14 protein-coding genes are annotated in these 17,292 nt (G+C 72.1%); 5 read left to right on the plus strand and 9 right to left on the minus strand.

Annotation, left to right across the window (positions count from 1 at the left end):
- Positions 1 to 56 precede the first annotated feature (56 nt).
- Positions 57 to 1,406 (plus strand): FAD-dependent oxidoreductase, encoded by a 1,350-nt coding sequence (locus AC5P1C_RS18215; protein ID WP_493866904.1) that lies wholly within the window; start codon positions 57 to 59, stop codon positions 1,404 to 1,406.
- A gap of 80 nt (positions 1,407 to 1,486) precedes the next feature.
- On the opposite strand, the gene AC5P1C_RS18220 is transcribed toward AC5P1C_RS18215, so the two are convergent.
- A complete protein-coding gene (locus AC5P1C_RS18220) occupies positions 1,487 to 1,852 on the minus strand; it encodes an ArsR/SmtB family transcription factor (RefSeq protein ID WP_493866905.1) in 366 nt (121 codons plus the stop codon).
- Positions 1,853 to 1,988: 136 nt separating this feature from the next.
- Here AC5P1C_RS18220 and AC5P1C_RS18225 point away from each other — a divergent pair, with 136 nt between their 5' ends.
- On the plus strand, positions 1,989 to 3,086 hold the full coding sequence (locus AC5P1C_RS18225) for an NADH:flavin oxidoreductase/NADH oxidase (RefSeq protein WP_493866906.1): 1,098 nt from the start codon (positions 1,989 to 1,991) through the stop codon (positions 3,084 to 3,086).
- 65 nt (positions 3,087 to 3,151) lie between these two features.
- Here the strand turns inward: AC5P1C_RS18225 and AC5P1C_RS18230 are convergent, their stop codons facing one another.
- Both AC5P1C_RS18230 and AC5P1C_RS18235 read right to left on the minus strand, forming a co-directional pair.
- Complete coding sequence (locus AC5P1C_RS18230) at positions 3,152 to 4,117, minus strand: transporter substrate-binding domain-containing protein (RefSeq protein WP_493866907.1); 966 nt, start codon at positions 4,115 to 4,117, stop codon at positions 3,152 to 3,154.
- A gap of 15 nt (positions 4,118 to 4,132) precedes the next feature.
- Positions 4,133 to 4,807: a hypothetical protein gene (locus tag AC5P1C_RS18235; RefSeq protein WP_493866908.1), complete on the minus strand. Its 675-nt coding sequence runs from the start codon at positions 4,805 to 4,807 to the stop codon at positions 4,133 to 4,135.
- Positions 4,808 to 5,069: 262 nt separating this feature from the next.
- Here AC5P1C_RS18235 and AC5P1C_RS18240 point away from each other — a divergent pair, with 262 nt between their 5' ends.
- From AC5P1C_RS18240 to AC5P1C_RS18250, 3 genes are all read left to right on the plus strand, one after another.
- Positions 5,070 to 5,276, plus strand: coding sequence for a hypothetical protein (locus tag AC5P1C_RS18240; RefSeq protein ID WP_493866909.1), 207 nt, complete (start codon positions 5,070 to 5,072; stop codon positions 5,274 to 5,276).
- A gap of 154 nt (positions 5,277 to 5,430) precedes the next feature.
- Positions 5,431 to 8,268: a helix-turn-helix transcriptional regulator gene (locus AC5P1C_RS18245; protein ID WP_493866910.1), complete on the plus strand. Its 2,838-nt coding sequence runs from the start codon at positions 5,431 to 5,433 to the stop codon at positions 8,266 to 8,268.
- Positions 8,269 to 8,432: 164 nt separating this feature from the next.
- Positions 8,433 to 9,173: an AfsR/SARP family transcriptional regulator gene (locus AC5P1C_RS18250; RefSeq protein WP_493866911.1), complete on the plus strand. Its 741-nt coding sequence runs from the start codon at positions 8,433 to 8,435 to the stop codon at positions 9,171 to 9,173.
- 300 nt (positions 9,174 to 9,473) lie between these two features.
- On the opposite strand, the gene AC5P1C_RS18255 is transcribed toward AC5P1C_RS18250, so the two are convergent.
- The 6 genes from AC5P1C_RS18255 to AC5P1C_RS18280 form a co-directional block, all read right to left on the minus strand.
- Complete coding sequence (locus tag AC5P1C_RS18255) at positions 9,474 to 10,883, minus strand: hypothetical protein (RefSeq protein ID WP_493866912.1); 1,410 nt, start codon at positions 10,881 to 10,883, stop codon at positions 9,474 to 9,476.
- Positions 10,867 to 11,937: a caspase family protein gene (locus AC5P1C_RS18260; RefSeq protein ID WP_493866913.1), complete on the minus strand. Its 1,071-nt coding sequence runs from the start codon at positions 11,935 to 11,937 to the stop codon at positions 10,867 to 10,869. The genes AC5P1C_RS18255 and AC5P1C_RS18260 overlap by 17 nt, the downstream gene beginning before the upstream one ends.
- A gap of 32 nt (positions 11,938 to 11,969) precedes the next feature.
- Positions 11,970 to 13,463 (minus strand): hypothetical protein, encoded by a 1,494-nt coding sequence (locus AC5P1C_RS18265; RefSeq protein WP_493866914.1) that lies wholly within the window; start codon positions 13,461 to 13,463, stop codon positions 11,970 to 11,972.
- Positions 13,464 to 13,526: 63 nt separating this feature from the next.
- Positions 13,527 to 14,375: a transporter substrate-binding domain-containing protein gene (locus AC5P1C_RS18270; protein WP_493866915.1), complete on the minus strand. Its 849-nt coding sequence runs from the start codon at positions 14,373 to 14,375 to the stop codon at positions 13,527 to 13,529.
- A gap of 76 nt (positions 14,376 to 14,451) precedes the next feature.
- Positions 14,452 to 16,029: a M81 family metallopeptidase gene (locus tag AC5P1C_RS18275; RefSeq protein WP_493866916.1), complete on the minus strand. Its 1,578-nt coding sequence runs from the start codon at positions 16,027 to 16,029 to the stop codon at positions 14,452 to 14,454.
- The gene (locus tag AC5P1C_RS18280; protein ID WP_493866917.1) at positions 16,026 to 17,258 is read right to left on the minus strand and encodes an ROK family protein; all 1,233 of its coding nucleotides are present in this window, start codon (positions 17,256 to 17,258) and stop codon (positions 16,026 to 16,028) included. Before AC5P1C_RS18280 ends, AC5P1C_RS18275 begins: the two co-directional genes overlap by 4 nt.
- Between the last annotated feature and the right edge of the window lie 34 nt (positions 17,259 to 17,292).

Below are 17,292 nucleotides of genomic sequence, written 5' to 3' on the forward strand. Positions count from 1 at the left end.
ACTGGGGTGCGATGCTGAATTCATCCCCGAGGCCGCCTCGCGGAAGGAGCACCGCCGTGCTGCAGGTAGCCGTCGTCGGATCGGGCCCGAGCGGGGTGTACACCGCGCAGTCCCTTGTCCAGCAGGAACGCGTGCCGGGGGTGCGCGTCGACGTCATCGACCGGCTGCCCTGCCCGTACGGCCTCGTCCGTTACGGGGTCGCACCCGACCACGAGAAGATCAAGTCCCTCCAGAACAACCTGCGCACGGTCCTCGAACACGACCGCGTCCGCTTCCTGGGCGGCATCGAGATCGGCCCGAACGGCTTCCCCGTCGCGCGGCTGCTCGACCTCTACCACGCGGTCGTCTACTGCGTGGGCGCGGCGGCCGACCGCAAGCTGGGCGTGCCGGGCGAGGATCTGCCGGGGAGCCACTCGGCCACGGAGTTCGTGTCCTGGTACAGCGCGCACCCGGACGCGACGGCCGACGGTTTCATCGGGGGCGTGGAGTCCGCCGTCGTCATCGGCGTCGGGAACGTGGCGGTGGACGTCGCGCGGATGCTGGCGCGCGGTGTGGCGGAGCTGCGGCCCACCGACATGCCGCAGGCGGCGCTCGGCGTGCTGGCCGAGAGCCGGGTGCGCGAGGTCCACATGGTGGGGCGGCGCGGCCCTTCGCAGGCACGCTTCACGACCAAGGAACTGCGGGAGCTCGGTTCGCTCCCGGACACCGAAGTGATCGTGGATCCCGAGGAGTTGGCGCTCGATCCGGCGTACGCCGACCCCTCCGGCCTGCCCGCGGCGATCCGCCGCAACATCGAGGTGATGCGCGGCTGGGCCGAGCGCCCCGCGCAGCACCTGCCGCGCAGCATCCGGCTCCGCTTCTTCCTGCGCCCCGTGGCCGTGACGGACGCCGCGGGCCGGGTCGGCGGGGTACGGTTCGAGCGCACGCTGCCGGACGGGCGTGGCGGGGTGACGGGTTCGGGGCAGTACGAGGACATCGCGGGGCAGCTGGTCCTGCGCTCGGTGGGTTATCGCGGGGTCCCCATCGACGGCCTGCCGTTCGACCCTGCCCTCGGCACGGTGCCGCACGCGGCGGGGCGCGTGCTGCGGGCGGGCGCCACGTCCCCCGGCGAGTATGTGGCGGGCTGGATCAAGCGGGGCCCGACGGGCGTCATCGGGACCAACCGTCCGTGCGCCAAGGAGACGGTGCTCTCCCTGCTGGACGACGCCCCCGCCCTCGTACGGAAACGGGTGCCCGAGGACCCGCTGCCCGCTCTGCGCGACGCCGGGCAGGACCCCGTCGAGTGGCAGGGCTGGCTCGGGATCGAGCGCGCGGAGGCGGAGCTCGGCATCTCGCTGGGCCGCGGCCCTGTGAAGATCCCGGACTGGCCGGGGCTGCGGTCCGCTGCGCGGGGCGATCTGTCGTAGGCCCCTCGGCGCCGCGCCTGGCTCGGGTGGTGACCGGTCCGCGGGCCCGGTGGGGGCTGGTCGCGTTCGCCGCGCGCCCCTTACGGGGCGCCCGTGCGCTCCGCCTGCGTCCTTGCCGCGGCCAGGACGCTGTCGAGCAGGCCGGGGAACAGCGCGTCCAGGTCGGCTCGGCGCAGCCCGTTCAGCTTGGCCGTGCCGCGGTAGATCTGCTGGATCACGCCGCTCTCGCGCAGCACCCGGAAGTGGTGGGTGCTCGTGGACTTCGTCACAGGCAGGTCGATCTGCGAGCAGGAGAGACCGTCGAGACCCGGCTTACACCCGGCCAGCTGCCGCACGACCCGCAGGCGCATCGGGTCCGACAGCGCGTGGAGCACGCTTTCCAGCCGGATCTCGGGGCGCTGCGGATGGTCGAGTGCACGGCTGCTGATCGGTGCGGCGGTCGTCATGACGGCTCCACTTCATCCGGGCTTCACGTCTTCTCGAAGGCCTCCATAGTACGAGAGCCATCGTAGTTTGACTTCTGCCGTATTCAGCGGTCTACCGTACGGGCCGTACCAACGCCCGTGACGAATGGAGGCCGCCGTGAGCGCGCTGTTCGAGCCTTACACCCTGCGATCACTGACCGTCGCCAACCGCGTGTGGATGGCGCCGATGTGCCAGTACTCGGCGGAGGTGTCCGGGCCGAACGCGGGTGTGGCGGGCGACTGGCACTTCGCCCACTACGCGGCGCGCGCCGCGGGCGGCACCGGCCTGATCCTCGTCGAGGCGTCGGCCGTGAGCCCCGAGGGCCGCATCAGCCCCGCGGACCTCGGGATATGGAACGACACGCAGGTCGAGGCCTTCCGCCGCATCACCGGCTTCCTGAAGACCCACGGCACAACTCCGGGCATCCAGATCGCGCACGCGGGCCGCAAGGCCTCGACCGACCGCCCCTGGAAGGGCGGCGGGCCCATCGGCCCGGACGAGCACGGCTGGCAGCCGCTCGCACCCAGCGCGCTCCCCTTCGACGAGGGCCACCACCTGCCGCACGAACTCACCACGGAGGAGATCCGCGACGTCGTCCGCCAGTTCGCGGACGCGGCCCGGCGCGCGCTCGACGCCGGCTTCCAGGTGGTCGAGATCCACGGCGCCCACGGCTACCTCATCGGCGAGTTCCTCTCGCCGTTCACCAACCGCCGCACGGACGAGTACGGCGGCTCCTTCGAGAACCGCTCCCGGCTCGCCCTCGAGGTCGTCGCCGCCGTCCGCGCGGTGTGGCCCGAGGAGCTGCCCCTCTTCTTCCGGATCTCCGCGACCGACTGGCTGACGGAGAACCCCGAGGACGAGCGCGACGGCTGGACGGCCGACGACACGGTCCGCCTCGCGAAGGACCTGCACGCCCACGGCGTGGACCTCCTTGACGTGTCCAGCGGCGGGAACGCCCCGCGGGCGCGCATCGCGACCGGCCCCGGCTACCAAGTCCCGTTCGCGGCACGGGTCAAGGCCGAGACCGCGCTGCCCGTGGCCGCCGTCGGCATGATCACGGAACCCGAGCAGGCCGAGAAGATCCTCGCCGACGGCCGGGCGGACGCCGTGCTCCTGGGCCGCGAACTCCTGCGCAACCCCTCGTGGGCCCGCCACGCCGCGAACGACCTCGGCGGCGACGTCGCCACCCCGCAGCAGTACCACCGGATGGTGTGAGCCCCGCCAGCCCCGACGCCCGGGGCCACTAGCCGCCGCCCGGGGCCACTAGCCGCCGCCCGGGGCTAATTGCCGCCGCACGAGGTCTTCTTGAGCTTCCTGAACTCGGAGTCGGTGGGCTTGTAGTCCTGCTCGAAGGCGCTCGCCCGCGCCGTGACCTCGGGGAAGTAGGTCCGGAAGGCCAGCGACCAACTGGTCTGCAGGAAGTCCTCCAGGACGTCGTTCAGGCGGTGGCAGTCGGCGGTCTGCCCCTCCCGCAGGCCGATGCCGTAGAACTGCCGGTTCTTGACCGTGATGCTCCGCGCCACCTCGACCTCGTCGACGTACCGCGGGTCCTGGGCGAAGCCCTCCAGGATGATCTTGTCCGTCCAGACGGCTTCGAAGTTGCCGTTGATGAGCTCCTTGACGCAGGTCTTGTAGCTGTTGCGGAGCTCGGCCACCACGCTCTGGCCCAGGGCGGCCCGGATGGCTTCCTTGGCCTTCTCGTCCTGCTCGCTGTCCGGGTCGCCTGTGGAGCCGCGCACGCTGCACACCCGTTTCCCGTCGACGTCCGCCAGCTTGGCGATGCCGGTGTAATCCTTGCGGATCAGCACCCCCTGGTACGTCTTGAAGTACGGGGCCGTGAAGTCGACCGCCTTGTCCCGCTCGCCGGTGACGGAGTACGTGGCCACCACCATGTCCATGCTGCCGTCACGCAGCACGTTCTCGCGGTCGCGCGACTGGACGTCCCAGTCCGCGGCCTTGAATCCGAGCTTCGAGCTGAGGAACTCCACCAACTGCGCCTCGAATCCGGCGAAGTCGTCCTCCTCCTCGCTGCGCGTGCTGAAGCCGGGCTGCCCCTTCTTCACCGCGACGTTGAGGGTCTTCGCGTCGAAGATCGAGGGCGGCGCCTCGCTCTTCGTGGTGGCACCGCCGGAAGGCTCGGCGTGGTCGGACCCGTTCCCCGACCCGCCGCCACACGCGGCGGTCAGGCTGAGGGCGAGCAGGCATGCGGCGGTGATGAGCCGAGGACGTCGCGCTCTGCAGGACATGGACTCTCCCTTGGGCTACCGGCGGTACTCCGCCTTCTCGAGCGTGAGGCCGACCCGGCAGTCGTCGCCGCCGGCCAATTGAATGTCGACCGCGACTTCCGGTCCCGTGCCGTCCCCCAGATCGAGCGTGGTGGTGAGGGTGCCCGCCAGGTCGACGGGCCCCTTCGCGTCGATGTCCGCGCCCTGGAACCGCAGGCTGCTCAGAGCGAGGCAGGGAGATCCGCCCGCGACCCCGTCACGCGCCGCGAGGGTCACCTTCAGCTCTCCGTAGTCGCCCGGATCGGACTTCACGGTGAGCCTGGCCGTTCCGTCGGCGTCCAGGGTGGCGCCCGTCAGTTCCGCATGGGGCGTCACGTCGACCGGCTTGCCCGCGGCCACGGACGAGCGGATGCCCCAGGCCAGCGCCCCGACCAGCAGCGCGACGAGCACCGCGCCGAGGAAGGCCCGCAAGTGCTGGGCCGCTTCCGGGCGTTCACTCTTGGCCGCGCGCCCCGTCATCGTGGAGGCGTACGCGATGAAGAGAGTGGCCGCGGTCACCGCGCCGGCCGTGCCGCCCCAGACCGCGACGGCGGCCAGGACGAGCATCGCCACGAGATGAAGGGTGAACTGCTGCCCGAGGAAGGTCTTTTCCCTGGATTCCGGGGTACGGGTTCCGCCGCCCTCCGGGGCGCGCTCCGTCGGCGCAACCATGTGACACCCCCGCGTGCAACTGATGCGTGTGGAGGCCAAGGATGCCACAGAGAGTGATGCGGGACACATCAACCTGCGTTATTCCAGGGGATGTTCGGGATCCCGGGGGGCGTTCGGGGCCGGCGACAGCCTTGGCCAAGGGCCGCCGACTGGGGACATCCCTAGGTGACTCCCCGAAGCGACGGGCGGATGTGCGTTCGTACCGTGGCGCTGTCGCGATGTGTCACGGTTCGGGGCCCGTACCGGCCCTCGGGAGGGCGTTGTGCGTTACGTCATCGAGGTGTTCCGCTCGCCTGGGGGCGTGCACGGAAACGTGGTGGACGAGGGCAACGAGGAAGGGGACACAGGGCGTTGCGTGCCGTTCCACGGCTGGCTCGAACTGCTCTCGCTCCTCGAACCGCCCCCGGACGCGTCCACGGAGACCGGAGAACCCGCTTCCGCGGCGGATGGCGACTCCTGGGGCGCCTGATTCCACGGCACGGCAAACAGCTCTCCGGGAGCGGGCAATCTGCTTGTACCAGACCGGTTCCGGCATCATCGTGGACGTTCAGGGCCATGCGCCCGGCACGGGTCGCCGTCACAGTCCTGGCGCCCGTACCGGGTGCCGACACGTGGGGGCGGTGATGACGTCCGGGGACACACTGAACGGCCATGCCCACCCACCGGCGCCCCATGAGGCGTTTTCCGGTCGTACGCATGAACTCGCGGTGCTCCAGGAGGAGTTCCGCCACGCGTGCGAGGGTGTGCCGCGCCTCGTCCTGATCGACGGGCCCGGCGGCATCGGCAAGACCGCGCTGGTGCGCAGGTTCCTGGACACGGCGGGCGACGCCTGCGTGCTGCAGGCCAGCGGCGAGGAGAACGAGAGCGTGCTGCCCTGCGGGGTGCTCGCGCAGTTCGTCGGGCAGAGCCCTCTCCCGCTGCCCGACAGCCTGGGGTCGCTGGTGCGCACGCCCCGCTCGGCGCCCGGCACCCTGCCGCCGCTCGCGGCCGGCTTCGGACTGCTCGACCTGCTGAGCGAGCTGCAGGACAAGGGCCCTGTCATCCTGGTGCTCGACGACGCCCACTGGGCCGACTCCGCTTCGCTGAACGCCCTGACGTTCGCCCTGCGGCGGCTGCGCGTCGACAAGGTCCTGGCGATCGTGACGGCGCGGGACCCGCAGGCCCCCCAACTACCGGACGGCATCCGCCGGCTGCTCGCCGACGTCCGCACCCGGCGCATCCCGCTGCACGGACTCAGCCCGTACGAACTGGGCTCCCTGAGCGCCCAGTTGGGCGCCGACCGGCTCCCGCACTCCGCTTCTGTACGCCTCCGCGACCACACACACGGCAATCCGCTGCACGCCCGCGCGCTCCTGGACCAGGTGCCCTCGCACGTCCTGCGGGACGTCACCACACCCCTGCCCGCTCCCCGTTCGTACGCGATGCTGGTCCTCGCCAACCTCGCGGAGTGCGGCCCCCAGGCCTTGCGGCTCGTCCAGGCGGTCAGCGTCCTCGGGCTCTCCTGCCCGCTGAGCGCCGCCGCCTCGCTCGCGCGGGTCCCCGCGCCGCTGCCCGCGCTGGAACGGGCCGTCAAGGCAGGGCTCTTGAAGGAGACGCACCCGGGCGCCGCGCCCGGGATCTCCTTCCCGCACCCCCTCGTCCACGCCGCCGTCTACCAGGACATCGGCCCCGCGCACCGAGCCGACCTGCACACCCGCGCCGCGGCCCTGGTCGACGACGACTACGCGAGTCTGCGGCACCGCGTGCTCGCCGCCACGGGCCCGGACGAGCATCTCGCCGCCGCGCTCGCCGCGTGCGCCCGGCGCGAGGCCGCCACCGGGCAGTGGGCGGTCGCGGGCACACACCTGCGGCACGCGTCACGGGTGGCCACGACCGACCTCGAACGCGACCGGCTCGCCGTCGAGGCGGTCGAGGCGCTGCTGCTCGACGGCCGGGTGCACGAGTCGGCCGAGCTCGCGGCCGGCCTCCCGGCCGGCGCGGACCCGGCGCTGCGCGGCTATGTACGCGGCTATGTGGCGCGCGTCCAAGGGCGCATGGAGCAGGCGCAGACGCTGCTCGTCGACGCCTGGAACCAGTGCGACCACGGGAGCGACCCCTCGCTGGCCGCGCGGGCGGCCGAGCAGTTGAGCTACGCCGCCGTGATGCGCGGCCGCTCCGCCGACGCCGCCCTGTGGGCGGAGCGCGCGCAGCGTCTGTCCACCCTCCAGGGCCCGAGCCGGATGCTGCGCTTCAACCACCTCCTCGCCCTTGGCCTCAGCGGATTCGCCAAGAAGGGCATCGAACTCGCCGGTGACCTGCCCGACCCGCTGCTGGTTCCGCCCGCGAGCATCGATCTGCTCCTCGCGCGCGGCCAGTTGAGGCTGTGGTCGGACGATCTGCCGGGCGCCCGCGCCGACTTGCTGGGAGCCGTTGCCAACTGTCGCAGGGGTACGGTGCCGTTGCGGCTGCTCTCCGCGTCCGCGCTGGCCCAGACCCTGCACCGGCTCGGTGACTGGGACGAGGCGCTGATCCACGCCGAGGCGTCCGCGTCGATCGCCGACGACACCGAACAGTCGTGGCTCAAGCCCGTCACACACGCCATCGCCAGCTGGATCCTCTCGGCGCGCGGCACCTGGGACCGCGCGTCGGTGCACCTGCGGCTCGCCCTGGACGCGCCCGGCTGCGACGAGAGCGCGTTGGCCTACGCGTACGCGGCATCCGCGCACGGAGCCTTCGCCGAGGCCCGCGCGGAACCGGAGCGGGTCGTCGAGGCGCTGCGCCCGCTCCTCGACTTCGCCTCGCACGACGGCGTGAACGAACCGGGCGTGGTGTCCTGGCGTGAACTCCTGGTCGACGCGCTGATCCAGCTCGGCGAATTCGACGAGGCCGAGGCGGTGCTCCGCCCCTACGAGGAGCGGGCCGCGGCGCGCGGGCGGCATTCGGCGCTGTCCGCCGCGGCGCGGGTGCGCGGCAATCTGCACGCGGCGCGCCGCGAGACGGACCGCGCCCAGGCGTCGTTCCTGCGCGCGCACGACCAGGCGGCGCAGTTCCCTTCGCCGTTCGGCCGTGCCCGCGTCGAGCTCGACCACGGGGCGTTCCTGCGCAGGATCGGCCGCCGCTCGGTCGCCGTGGCCCAGCTCCAGGCGGCGTACACGACGATGAGCGAACTGGACGCCACGCCCTATCTGGCGCGGTGCGAGCGGGAGTTGGACGCCTGCGGGCGCGCCGCGCCACCCCGGCCCGCGCACGATCCGGCGGCCGCCGACTCCGCTTCCGCCGCCGAGGGACTCACCCCGCAGGAGCTTGCCGTCGCGCGTCTGGCGTCGCAGGGCTTCACCAACCGGCAGATCGCCACCGCCCTGGCGCTGAGCGTCAAGACCATCGAGTACCACTTGGGCCACACCTATACGAAGCTCGGCATCACCTCGCGCATCGGGCTCGTGCACCACTTCGCCCCCCAGGAGCGACGCACCTCGTCCTAGCCGGGCCCCCGGGTCCCGGCCCGTCCCCTGGGGCCACCCCCTCCCTGGCCGGAGCCCCGGCACACCGGGGATATCCCTGGGCGGTTCCCTGAGGCACCCCGGCCCCTGCCCGGCGTAGTTTCTTGGCTGGTCAGGGGATGGGATGCACGACTGGGGGTGCACAGATGGCTGTCACGGAACGTCCGGCGGTATGCGGCGACGCGCCACCGGCCCTACGCCTGCGGCTGTTGGGGGGTTTCCACCTCAGCGGCGGCGAGGGCGACGGCGGCGGGCAGGTCGACGTGCCCGTCGGCGGGCAGCAGGTGCTCGCCCTGCTCGGGCTCCGCGGCCCCGCGACACGTTCGGTGCTCGCGGGGACGCTGTGGCCCGACGTGACCGAGGAGCGTGCGCGTGCCTGCCTCCGTACCGCCATCTGGCGTCTGAACGCGACGAGTTCGGCCGTCATGAGTCCCCGGCCCGGGGTACTCGCGCTCAGCCGGCGCGTCCGGATGGACATCCAGGACTTCACCACCACGGCACACCGCATTCTGGCGTCCTCGGCAGAGGGGACCGGGGCCGCGTGCGCCTCGCTGATGGGCATGGGTGAGCTGCTGCCCGGCTGGCACCAGGACTGGGTTGTGTTCGAGCGCGAGCGGCTGCACCAGCTGCGGCTGCACGCGCTGGAAGCCCTTTCGGCCCGGCTCGTCGCGCAGGAGCAGTACGCCCCCGCCCTGGAGGCCGCGCTGGAGAGCACCCGGATCGATCCGCTGCGCGAGAGCGCGCACCGGGCGGTCGTGACGGTGCACCTCGCCGAGAACAACCTCGCGGAGGCGGTGCGCCACTTCAAGGTGTTCCGCGGGCTGCTCCGCACGGAATCGGCGTCGAGCCCTCGGAGCAGTTCGTCACGATGGTGCGCCACGCGCTGATCTGACGGGGGTGGCCGTGACCGCGGCGGGGGTTCCTCAAGAACGGGTGACGCGCCACCACGTCACCGTCGGCCTGTCTGTCCGTGCGCGCTCGGGGGTGCACGGGCTGCAGGTCGTCCCACCCGCCCCTGCCGGCCGTGTTGGGGGACGCGGCCGGCAGGCCACCGACTCTCCCCCGCGCACGGACACGGGGGTGCCGTGCGCGGGAGCGGAGATGTCGGGACCCGCGACGGCCGGGGGCACCGCCTCCGGGCCGTCGCGGCGTCACTTCCCGGGCAAGCCGCACGCCCCCTGCGGGCGTCACTCTCCCTCCGGCTTCCCTCGCGGGTGCCTGAGCTCCTCGATGGCCTGGTCGACCGCCTTATGGGGTATGCCGGTCCTGCGTGACAGGTCCTTCGGCTCCATGCGGCTCAGTACGTCGGCCACGCTCTTCTCCTCGACGTTCGCGATCTGCCGTACGTAGCGCCGGACCCGGTCGACCGGATCGGCTGCCCGGGATCGCCTCACGGCGGCATCGTCCCCCCGCACCGCCGGGACGATGCCGCCGCGCACTGCGACGGCCGACCGCCGGGGCTCCTGCTCCAGCCACGTCGTCCAGACACCGCGCCCCACCAGGTGCTCCGCCACGCTCTCGGCCACCGAGCCGTCCTGGAGGACCCCCGGGGCGGCCGAGTCCGCCCGGACCAGGAGGCGGCAGGAGGCCGCGAACATGGGCGGTGACGCGACCGGCGGCACCGGCTCGTCGAGCAGGGTGCACAGGGCGGCGATGTCCGGCTGGGCGGGTGCGTAGTGGACGAGGCGCTCCAGGAGGCTGCCGATCCGCCCCAGATCGGGGGTCGGGTGCAGCAGCAGGGCGTGCGCCCCGATGACGCCGAGGAACGGGTTGACGCTCTTCGCGTCCAGGAGACCCAGCAGTTGCTGTGTCGACACGAGGTCGATCCCCTGCCGCAGGCCCGACAGCGCGGCCTCCATGGCGAGGCCCAGGGTGCGGTCCGCCGGCTGCCAGCCGGCGCCGTGGCGCACCATCTGGATCGAGGCGAACTGCGGCTGCGGACCCTGCGGTCCGTTGCTCACGAACACCAGGGTCGTCCACCCGTCGAGCACGTGCAGCGCCTGCGCGAGCGGCAGTCCGTCGGCAGGCTCCCTGCGCGTCCTCAACCGGTAGCCGCCGGGCGGCAGTTCACCACTCCAGGCCGACCACTCCTGGCCGCCCGCGGGCTCCCAGCCCCCGGCTCCGCCGTCCACGGGCATGCCGTGCTCGTCGGCGATCTCCAGGGCGAACGGGTCGAGCTGCCAGCCCCGGCGCAGATTGCGGATCAGCACCATCAGGGTCGGCGGGCCCCCGCCGTGCGTCGCCTCGGTGCTCCAGCGCATCGCGGCCGCGCGGTGGTCCTCACGGGTCGTGGGAGTGCCTTCGACGGGCGTGGGCGTGGGCAGGCGGGGCAGCGCGAGCCGCTCGGTGAACGGCTCGGTGCCGACCTCGACGAACCGGCTCTCCACCTCGCCGCCGAAGCGCTGCTCGATGCGGTAGATGCCGGGCGGCAGCGTCGTGTCGATGGTGCCCATCGCGTGCGCCACCTCGCGGAACGCGGAGTCCGTGACGGTGACGAGGACCGACGGGGTGTCCGGTATGACGACGAACGGCACGTGCTTCGCCGTCTCCCCTCGTGTGCGCCGCCGCCCGTCAGGGGCTTCAGAGCTGGACACCATTGCCACCACCTGTCATTACCTCGAAGAATCCACGGTTCTGGAAGTCGTCCGCCGTCCAGCTCTCCGGCGTCACCCGGTAGAGCCCGGGGGCGAGCTTCTCGACGTACTCCGCTGCATCGACGTACAGCCGCAGCGGAGCCTCGTCCGGGTCGCCGCCCCGCAGCTGCACCCAGCCCCGGAATCCCTCCGGGAAGCGCAGCGTGACGGAGGGCATGCCGTTCTCCACGTCCCGCACGAAGACCATCGGGGCGCTGGCCTTGACGAACCGGGGCTGCTGCGGCACCAGCAGGTGCCGGGTGCGGTCCTCCACATGCCGTACGACGTAGTCCGCGAGGCTGTCGGAGGTGATGAGCCCTTTGCGGGTGACGCTGCGGCCGCCGAGACCGTCGAGGAGCGCGGTCGTGAAGTGACCGCGCGCGAGGTCCGGGTCGGCGTCCTGCTGCTCGTAGGCGGGGTCACCCTGCGAGGTGGCGTACCCGACGAAGCAGTCGACCTTCTCCAGGGCTCCCACCGTGGTGGTGAAGGGCGGACCGAAGGGGAACATGGAGCCGTTGCCGTTGCTCGTCCGGCAGCAGTCCACGAAGCAGACGATCTCGCGGAACGGCGACGACGACTCGTACCAGTCCAGGTACTGGCCCACTGCGAGGTGATTGCCGAGCAGGTCGAACGCGGCGTTGGCCATCAGCAGCGCGGTGCTGTTGGGAGGTGTCATGAAGCCGTGTCCCGCGAGGAAGAAGTAGAGACGGGTCCGCTGCCTCGCGGCCTCCCACTCCTCCTCGGGCCGCCCCTCGATCGCCCGTTGGACCGCGACGTTCGCCCGGTAGAGCGCCTGGTCGACGTTCTCCCTGGTCGGGACGGCCGTCATGAAGTCCGCCGTGCGTTCCTGCTCCTCGGTGGCGGTCACCAGCGTGACGTTGTCCGCGGGCACATCGCCGCCCCTGGGGTCGACGAGCCAGTCACGGAACCGGACCGCATCACCTCGCGCGGCCTGCAGGTCACCGATGGCCGGATAACGGTTGATGCCGACGACCACGGCGTAGTGCAGGTCGTTCATCCCACTCTCCCCCTCGTTCAGCCTTGCGCCGTTCAGTCGGCGAGCATGGCGGCCACGCTCACGAGGACCTGCGGGTCGTCGTCGAACGCGGTGTGGCTGCGGGCCCCCGCGCCCACGCCCGGCGACCAGACCGTGCGTGCGGGGTCGGCGCGCAGGAAGCGGCGCAGGTCGTCCGAGTCGGGCCCCACCGCGGCGGGGTCGAGGTACCAGTGCTGCATGCCCGCGATCGGTGTGACGGCCGACTGCCTTGACGGCCCGCGCTCCAGGACTCCGGAGATGAAGTAGAGCAGCGACCTCGGATACAGGAACGGCACGAGGTGGTCGGCCTGCTCCGCCGGGTCGGTCATGGTGAACATCCGGAACCGGTCGAAGAGTTCGGCCTTGCGGCGCACCACGGGCGCGAGCAGCGCCACCGTGCAGGCGGGCGCGAGGAGCACCACGTCCCGCACCCGGAAGTCGGCGGGAAGGGGGTCGTCGTCCGCGTCACGCCTGCGGGCGAGGTCGTCGAGCAGGTTGCTGATGAACACGGCGCCCGCGCTGTGGCCGACCACGGTCACCTGGGGCCGGGTCCCCGCGGCAAGCAGCTCGGCGAACCGGTCGAGGAAGTACCGTCCGGCGCGGACCTCGTCGTCGGGGGCGGTGAAGGTGTCGGCGGTCTGGCGCTTCATGGCGTCCCAGATCGCGGCGCCCACGTTGGCGAGGTAGAACTCGCGGAGTATCTCCTCGACGACCGTCGGATACAGCCCGTGGTCGGTGCGCTGCCGGAAGCGGCCGACGACGGCGGCCACCACCCGCACGGTCTTGCGCACGATCAACGCGGTGCTCACCAGGGCACGTTCCCCCGTGCCCGCCCTGGCCGCGAGGTCGGCCACGACATCCGGTGACATCAGTGTGGCCGCCGCGGCACGCCCCCCGATGACGTCTCGCGCCGCGGCGGCCGGCTCATGGGTCTGCTGCTCCGGGGGCACCACCGAGTTCACGATCTCCCGGGTGCGCTCGGCCAGTTCGATGTCCGCCGAGAGCTCGGCGGCGATCTGCTGCTGCTCGGACTCGCTGAGCGGCGGCACCTCCGGCGGTGCGGTCAGCCGCGCGTAGGGCTCCTGTCCCGCCCGCACTTGAGCGAGTTCGGCTGCCACAGCCCTCGGGGCAGGGGTGGCCACCGCCCCGAGAGCTCGCTGTCCCGGCGGCCGGAACACGGTGCCGGTGGCGTACCGCGTGACCCTGTTGAGCAGCGTGCGAAAGACGCTCTCGTTCAGGATCTGCGGCAGGTTCCCCCGCAAGGTCTCCAGGAGCCCGCTGCTCCACACGAAGAAGACGGGATCGGCGCCCGCCGCCTCGTAGACGGGCGCGAGCCGCGCGGCGTTGGCGAATCCCAGCGTGTCGTCGATGAGTCCACCGTGGAAGTGCAGGACGACGCGCGGCCTGTCCTTGAGCCCGGCCACGAGCTCGTCGATGTCGGCGGTGGTGGTCGAGGCGAGCCGACCACCCTGCCGGCTGTGGATACAGCGATCACGGAAGGAAGCCATGCCATGGAAGGTAGGACGGCCACCCCGCCCCGACATCGGGGACCACCTCAGGGAAACCCCTGATTAGGAACCCGAGGGGGCGCCCATCCACTCCGCCTCGTACCGCGCGTACGTCCCGTCATGCGTCGCCAGGTGTGTGAACTGGTCGACGTACTCCTTGAATTCCTCGTCGCCGCGCGGAGTTGCGTACGCCTTCTCGGAGAAGGTGAAGGGCTTCTCGGGGTGCAGGGAGCAGAGTTCGGGGTGGATCTTGGACTGGTAGCGGGTCTCGCTCGCGTCCGTCATCATCACGTCCGCGCGGCCCTCGATGATCTCCTGGAAGATCGTGGTGTTCTCCGGGTGCAGCTTGATGGTGGCCTGTTTGATGTTGGCGCGCGCGAACTGCTCGTTCGTGCCGCCGGGGTTCACGATGACGGTGGTGCCCTGCTTGTCGATGTCCTTGAGCGTGCCCTCGCCGAACTTCTCCTTGTCGGCGCAGCGGATGATCGGCGTCTTGCCGTCCTCGCGGGTCGGCTCGCTGAAGTAGACCTGGCGGGCGCGCGGCAGGGTGATGGAGACGCCGCCGACCGCGATGTCGCAGCGGCCCGCCGCGACGTCCTTGGTCAGGTTCGCCCAGGTCGTGGCCACGTACTTGGGCTTGGCTTCCAGGCTCTCGGCCAAGTCCTCGGCCATCTTGATGTCGACGCCGCTGTACGTCTTGTCGGCGGGGTCGAGGTGGGTGAACGGGCGGTAGTCGCCCGTCGTGCACACCTTCAGGACGCCCGACTTGGGCACGGAGTCCAGGAGGCTGCCGTGGTGGCGGTCCTTGCCGCGCCCGGCGTCGGGCGCTTGGGGCGCGGCGGGCGCGGCGGGCGCGGCAGCCGTGACGGCGAGCAGACAGACCAGGGCGGACAGGGTGGCGGCACGCTTCACGGGGGCTCCTCCGGGCGGGTTCGCGGGCTCGAAGGGATCACCTTCGCAGAACCGTTCCGGCCGGTGAAGCCCCTTCTCACCTGGCGGGCGTGCCCAGCTGGGACGCCGTCAGGTCGGGTCCCGCACCGCCGTCGTACGCGTCCTCGTCGAACGGGTACAGGGGCCGCTCCACCCGGTGGTGGCCGAGCCGCAGCAGGTCCTGGTCGACGCCGCCGGGGGTGAGGGCGAGGAGCCAGTCGGCGGCCATGTCGTGCAGCTCGGGCTCCAGGTAGCCGATCTTGACGACCACCAGGTCGAACGTGCGCGGGTCGATGCCGAGGCCGCCGTCCGCCGGGCCCATGAAGTCCGCGAGGGTGTGGAAGGGCTTGCGGCGCTCGACGAGGATCACGGTCACGCCGCCGGTCCGCACCGCCGCCATGTCGACGCCCCGGTCGTAGGCGCCGCCCTCCGCCCGGTCCTTCTGCTCGGCCGCGCGCTGCAACGCCACGACGGTTCCGGTGAGTTCGTACGGGCCGCCGTGGTGCGCGTCGACCTTGCCGCCGACGCTCAGGGTGACCTCGGCGCCCACTCCGGCCTCGAAGCAGCGGGCGACGGCCACGGGGTCGGTGATGCCGGGGTGGACGGCGGTGACCTGCCCGGAGCGGATCGCGTCGTTCTCCAGGAGCTTGCCCAGCATGTACGCGAGGTCGCCCGCGCCGCCCGCCGTGGGGTTGTCGCCGGAGTCGCTGATCAGGAAGGGCCGCTTGTCCGAGGCGACCGCCTTCTCGATGCACTCCTCGGCGCCGCCCGTCGGACCGACGAAGACGAAGTCGTGGCGCGCGTCCCAGTAGCGCCGTGCCAGCTTCTCGGCCTCGGCTGCGGCCAGTTCGGCGTCGTCGCCGGTGACGACGATCGCGGCCTTGCAGCGCGGCTCGTCCGCCCAGGCGTAGCCGACCCACATCGCGGCGTCGAGGATGCCGGGCAGCCGCTCGATGTCGGCGAGCGAGGCGTAGAGGGACTTGGCGGGCTCCAGGCGGGTGCTGGTCTTCTCGCCGGGGAGCAGCACGGGCACCTGCACCCAGGCGCGGTGCGGCCGGGTTCCCTCGCGCAGGCAGCGTACGAGATTGCGCGCGGCGCGCTCGCGGGTCTCCCAGGCGTCCTCGTGCGGGGCGAGGCGGTGGGCGGTGAGCAGGTCGATGGGCTCGGCGAACCGGCGCGAGACGTTGCCGTGCAGGTCCATGGCGGTCGAGATCATCGGGCGGCCGCCGTCCGGGGTGCCGACGGCGTCGAGTGCGGCGCGGACCGCTTCCGTCAGGTCGGCCTCGGCGTCGGTCAGGCCGATGACGCTCATCGCGCCGTGGATGTCGTAGACGAGGCCGTCCAGGGGGCCCGCTTGCCGTATGCGCGTGACCAGTTCGTCCTTGAGGATCAGATACGACTCGGCCTCCACCGGGCCGCCGGGCAGCGAGGTCGCGTGCAGCAGCGGCACCCACTCGACCGTGTAGGCGAGGTCGGACTCCGGGCGGGTCCAGGTGTAGCGGTCCAGGAGGTCCTGGCCGCGGGTCTGGCGGAAGTCGTCGGTGGTGGAGCGGTGCGGGCAGAAGGTGGAGGACTCGATGCCGATGCCGCCGATGCCGATGCGGAGGCGACGCTGGTTCGTTGCGGGGGTGGTCATGCCTGGACGCTCTCTTCCTGGGACGACGGGTCCTGTGGTGACGTGGGGGTGGGGAGGTTCTGGCGCAGGGCGGTGAGTCCGGCGCCGAGGAGGCCCGCGTCGCGCCCTGTCACGGTGGTGGTGATCTCCAGGTCCGCGGTGGCCAGGGGCAGGCAGCGCTCGTAGAGGACGCCGCGTACGGCGGCGACGAGCGGTTCGGCGGTGGCGAGGACGCCGCCGAGGGCGACGGCCTGGGGGTTGAAGAAGTTCACGACGACGGACAGGACCGTGCCGATGTGCCGCCCCGCGGTGCGGACGAGCGTGGTGGCCTGCGGGTCGCCGTCGGCGACCAGGCGAAGGAGTTCGGTGGTGTCCGCCACCTCGACGCCCTCCATGCCGAGTTCGCGGATGAGGGCGGCGCCGCTCGCCACGGTCTCCAGGCAGCCGATGTTGCCGCAGCTGCACGGGCGGTCGCCCGCCGCCTCGATGCGTACGTGACTGATGTCTCCGGCGGCGCCGCCCGCGCCGTCGTGCGGGCGGCCCGCCACGATGACGCCGCTTCCGATGCCGCGGCCCGCCTTGACCACGACCAGGTGGTCGAGGTCGGGGCGAGCGGTGCGGTGTTCGCCGACGGCCATCATCGTGGCGTCGTTGTCGACGGTGACGGGGATGCCGAGGCGTTCGGCGAGGACGTCGCGCAGCGGATAGCGGTGCCAGCCCGGCATGCGGGACGGGCTCAGGACGCGGCCCTGGGCGGGCTGCACGGGGCCGGGGAAGGCGACGCCGAGTGCGCGGACGGTGCGGCCCGCGGCGCGCTGCCGGGCGCCCAGTTCGGCGACCTGACCGCAGAGCCAGTCGACGGCGGACTCGGGCCCCGCGGTGATGTCGTGCGGCAGGTCGACGGCGTCCAGGACGGTGCCGCCGAGGTCGACGACGCCGATGCGCGCGTGGTGGCTGCCGAGGTCGGCGGCGAGGGCGACGCCGCCTTGCGCGTGGACACGCAGGAGGCGGGGGCGGCGGCCACCGCGTGAGGCTCCCTCGCCGGATTCGGTGAGCACACCGGCAGCGACGAGTTCCTGCACACGCAGCGACACGGTGGAGGGGGCGAGCCCCAACTCCCGTACGAGATCGGCCCGGGAGGAGGCGGCGCCCGAGGAGACCAGCTGCAGGATGTGCTGCGCCGAGCCCGGTTCGCCGTGCGGTGTTCCGGCCATGCCGCCCCCAGTTGCTTCGATCAGTTCATTCGACATCGGGACGAACACTAAGTCCCTTCGAAGCAAGTTG

The sequence above is a fragment of the Streptomyces sp. A18 genome (genome assembly GCF_059026065.1).

What these genes read in the sequence shown, in the direction of transcription:
- AC5P1C_RS18220 (WP_493866905.1), bottom strand. Translation starts at nt 1,852, where the DNA reads ATGACGACCGCCGCACCGATCAGCAGCCGTGCACTCGACCATCCGCAG.
- AC5P1C_RS18230 (WP_493866907.1), bottom strand. Translation starts at nt 4,117, where the DNA reads ATGTCCTGCAGAGCGCGACGTCCTCGGCTCATCACCGCCGCATGCCTG.
- AC5P1C_RS18235 (WP_493866908.1), bottom strand. Translation starts at nt 4,807, where the DNA reads ATGGTTGCGCCGACGGAGCGCGCCCCGGAGGGCGGCGGAACCCGTACC.
- AC5P1C_RS18245 (WP_493866910.1), top strand. Translation starts at nt 5,431, where the DNA reads ATGACGTCCGGGGACACACTGAACGGCCATGCCCACCCACCGGCGCCC.
- AC5P1C_RS18250 (WP_493866911.1), top strand. Translation starts at nt 8,433, where the DNA reads ATGGCTGTCACGGAACGTCCGGCGGTATGCGGCGACGCGCCACCGGCC.
- AC5P1C_RS18255 (WP_493866912.1), bottom strand. Translation starts at nt 10,883, where the DNA reads ATGGTGTCCAGCTCTGAAGCCCCTGACGGGCGGCGGCGCACACGAGGG.
- AC5P1C_RS18260 (WP_493866913.1), bottom strand. Translation starts at nt 11,937, where the DNA reads ATGAACGACCTGCACTACGCCGTGGTCGTCGGCATCAACCGTTATCCG.
- AC5P1C_RS18265 (WP_493866914.1), bottom strand. Translation starts at nt 13,463, where the DNA reads ATGGCTTCCTTCCGTGATCGCTGTATCCACAGCCGGCAGGGTGGTCGG.
- AC5P1C_RS18275 (WP_493866916.1), bottom strand. Translation starts at nt 16,029, where the DNA reads ATGACCACCCCCGCAACGAACCAGCGTCGCCTCCGCATCGGCATCGGC.
- AC5P1C_RS18280 (WP_493866917.1), bottom strand. Translation starts at nt 17,258, where the DNA reads ATGTCGAATGAACTGATCGAAGCAACTGGGGGCGGCATGGCCGGAACA.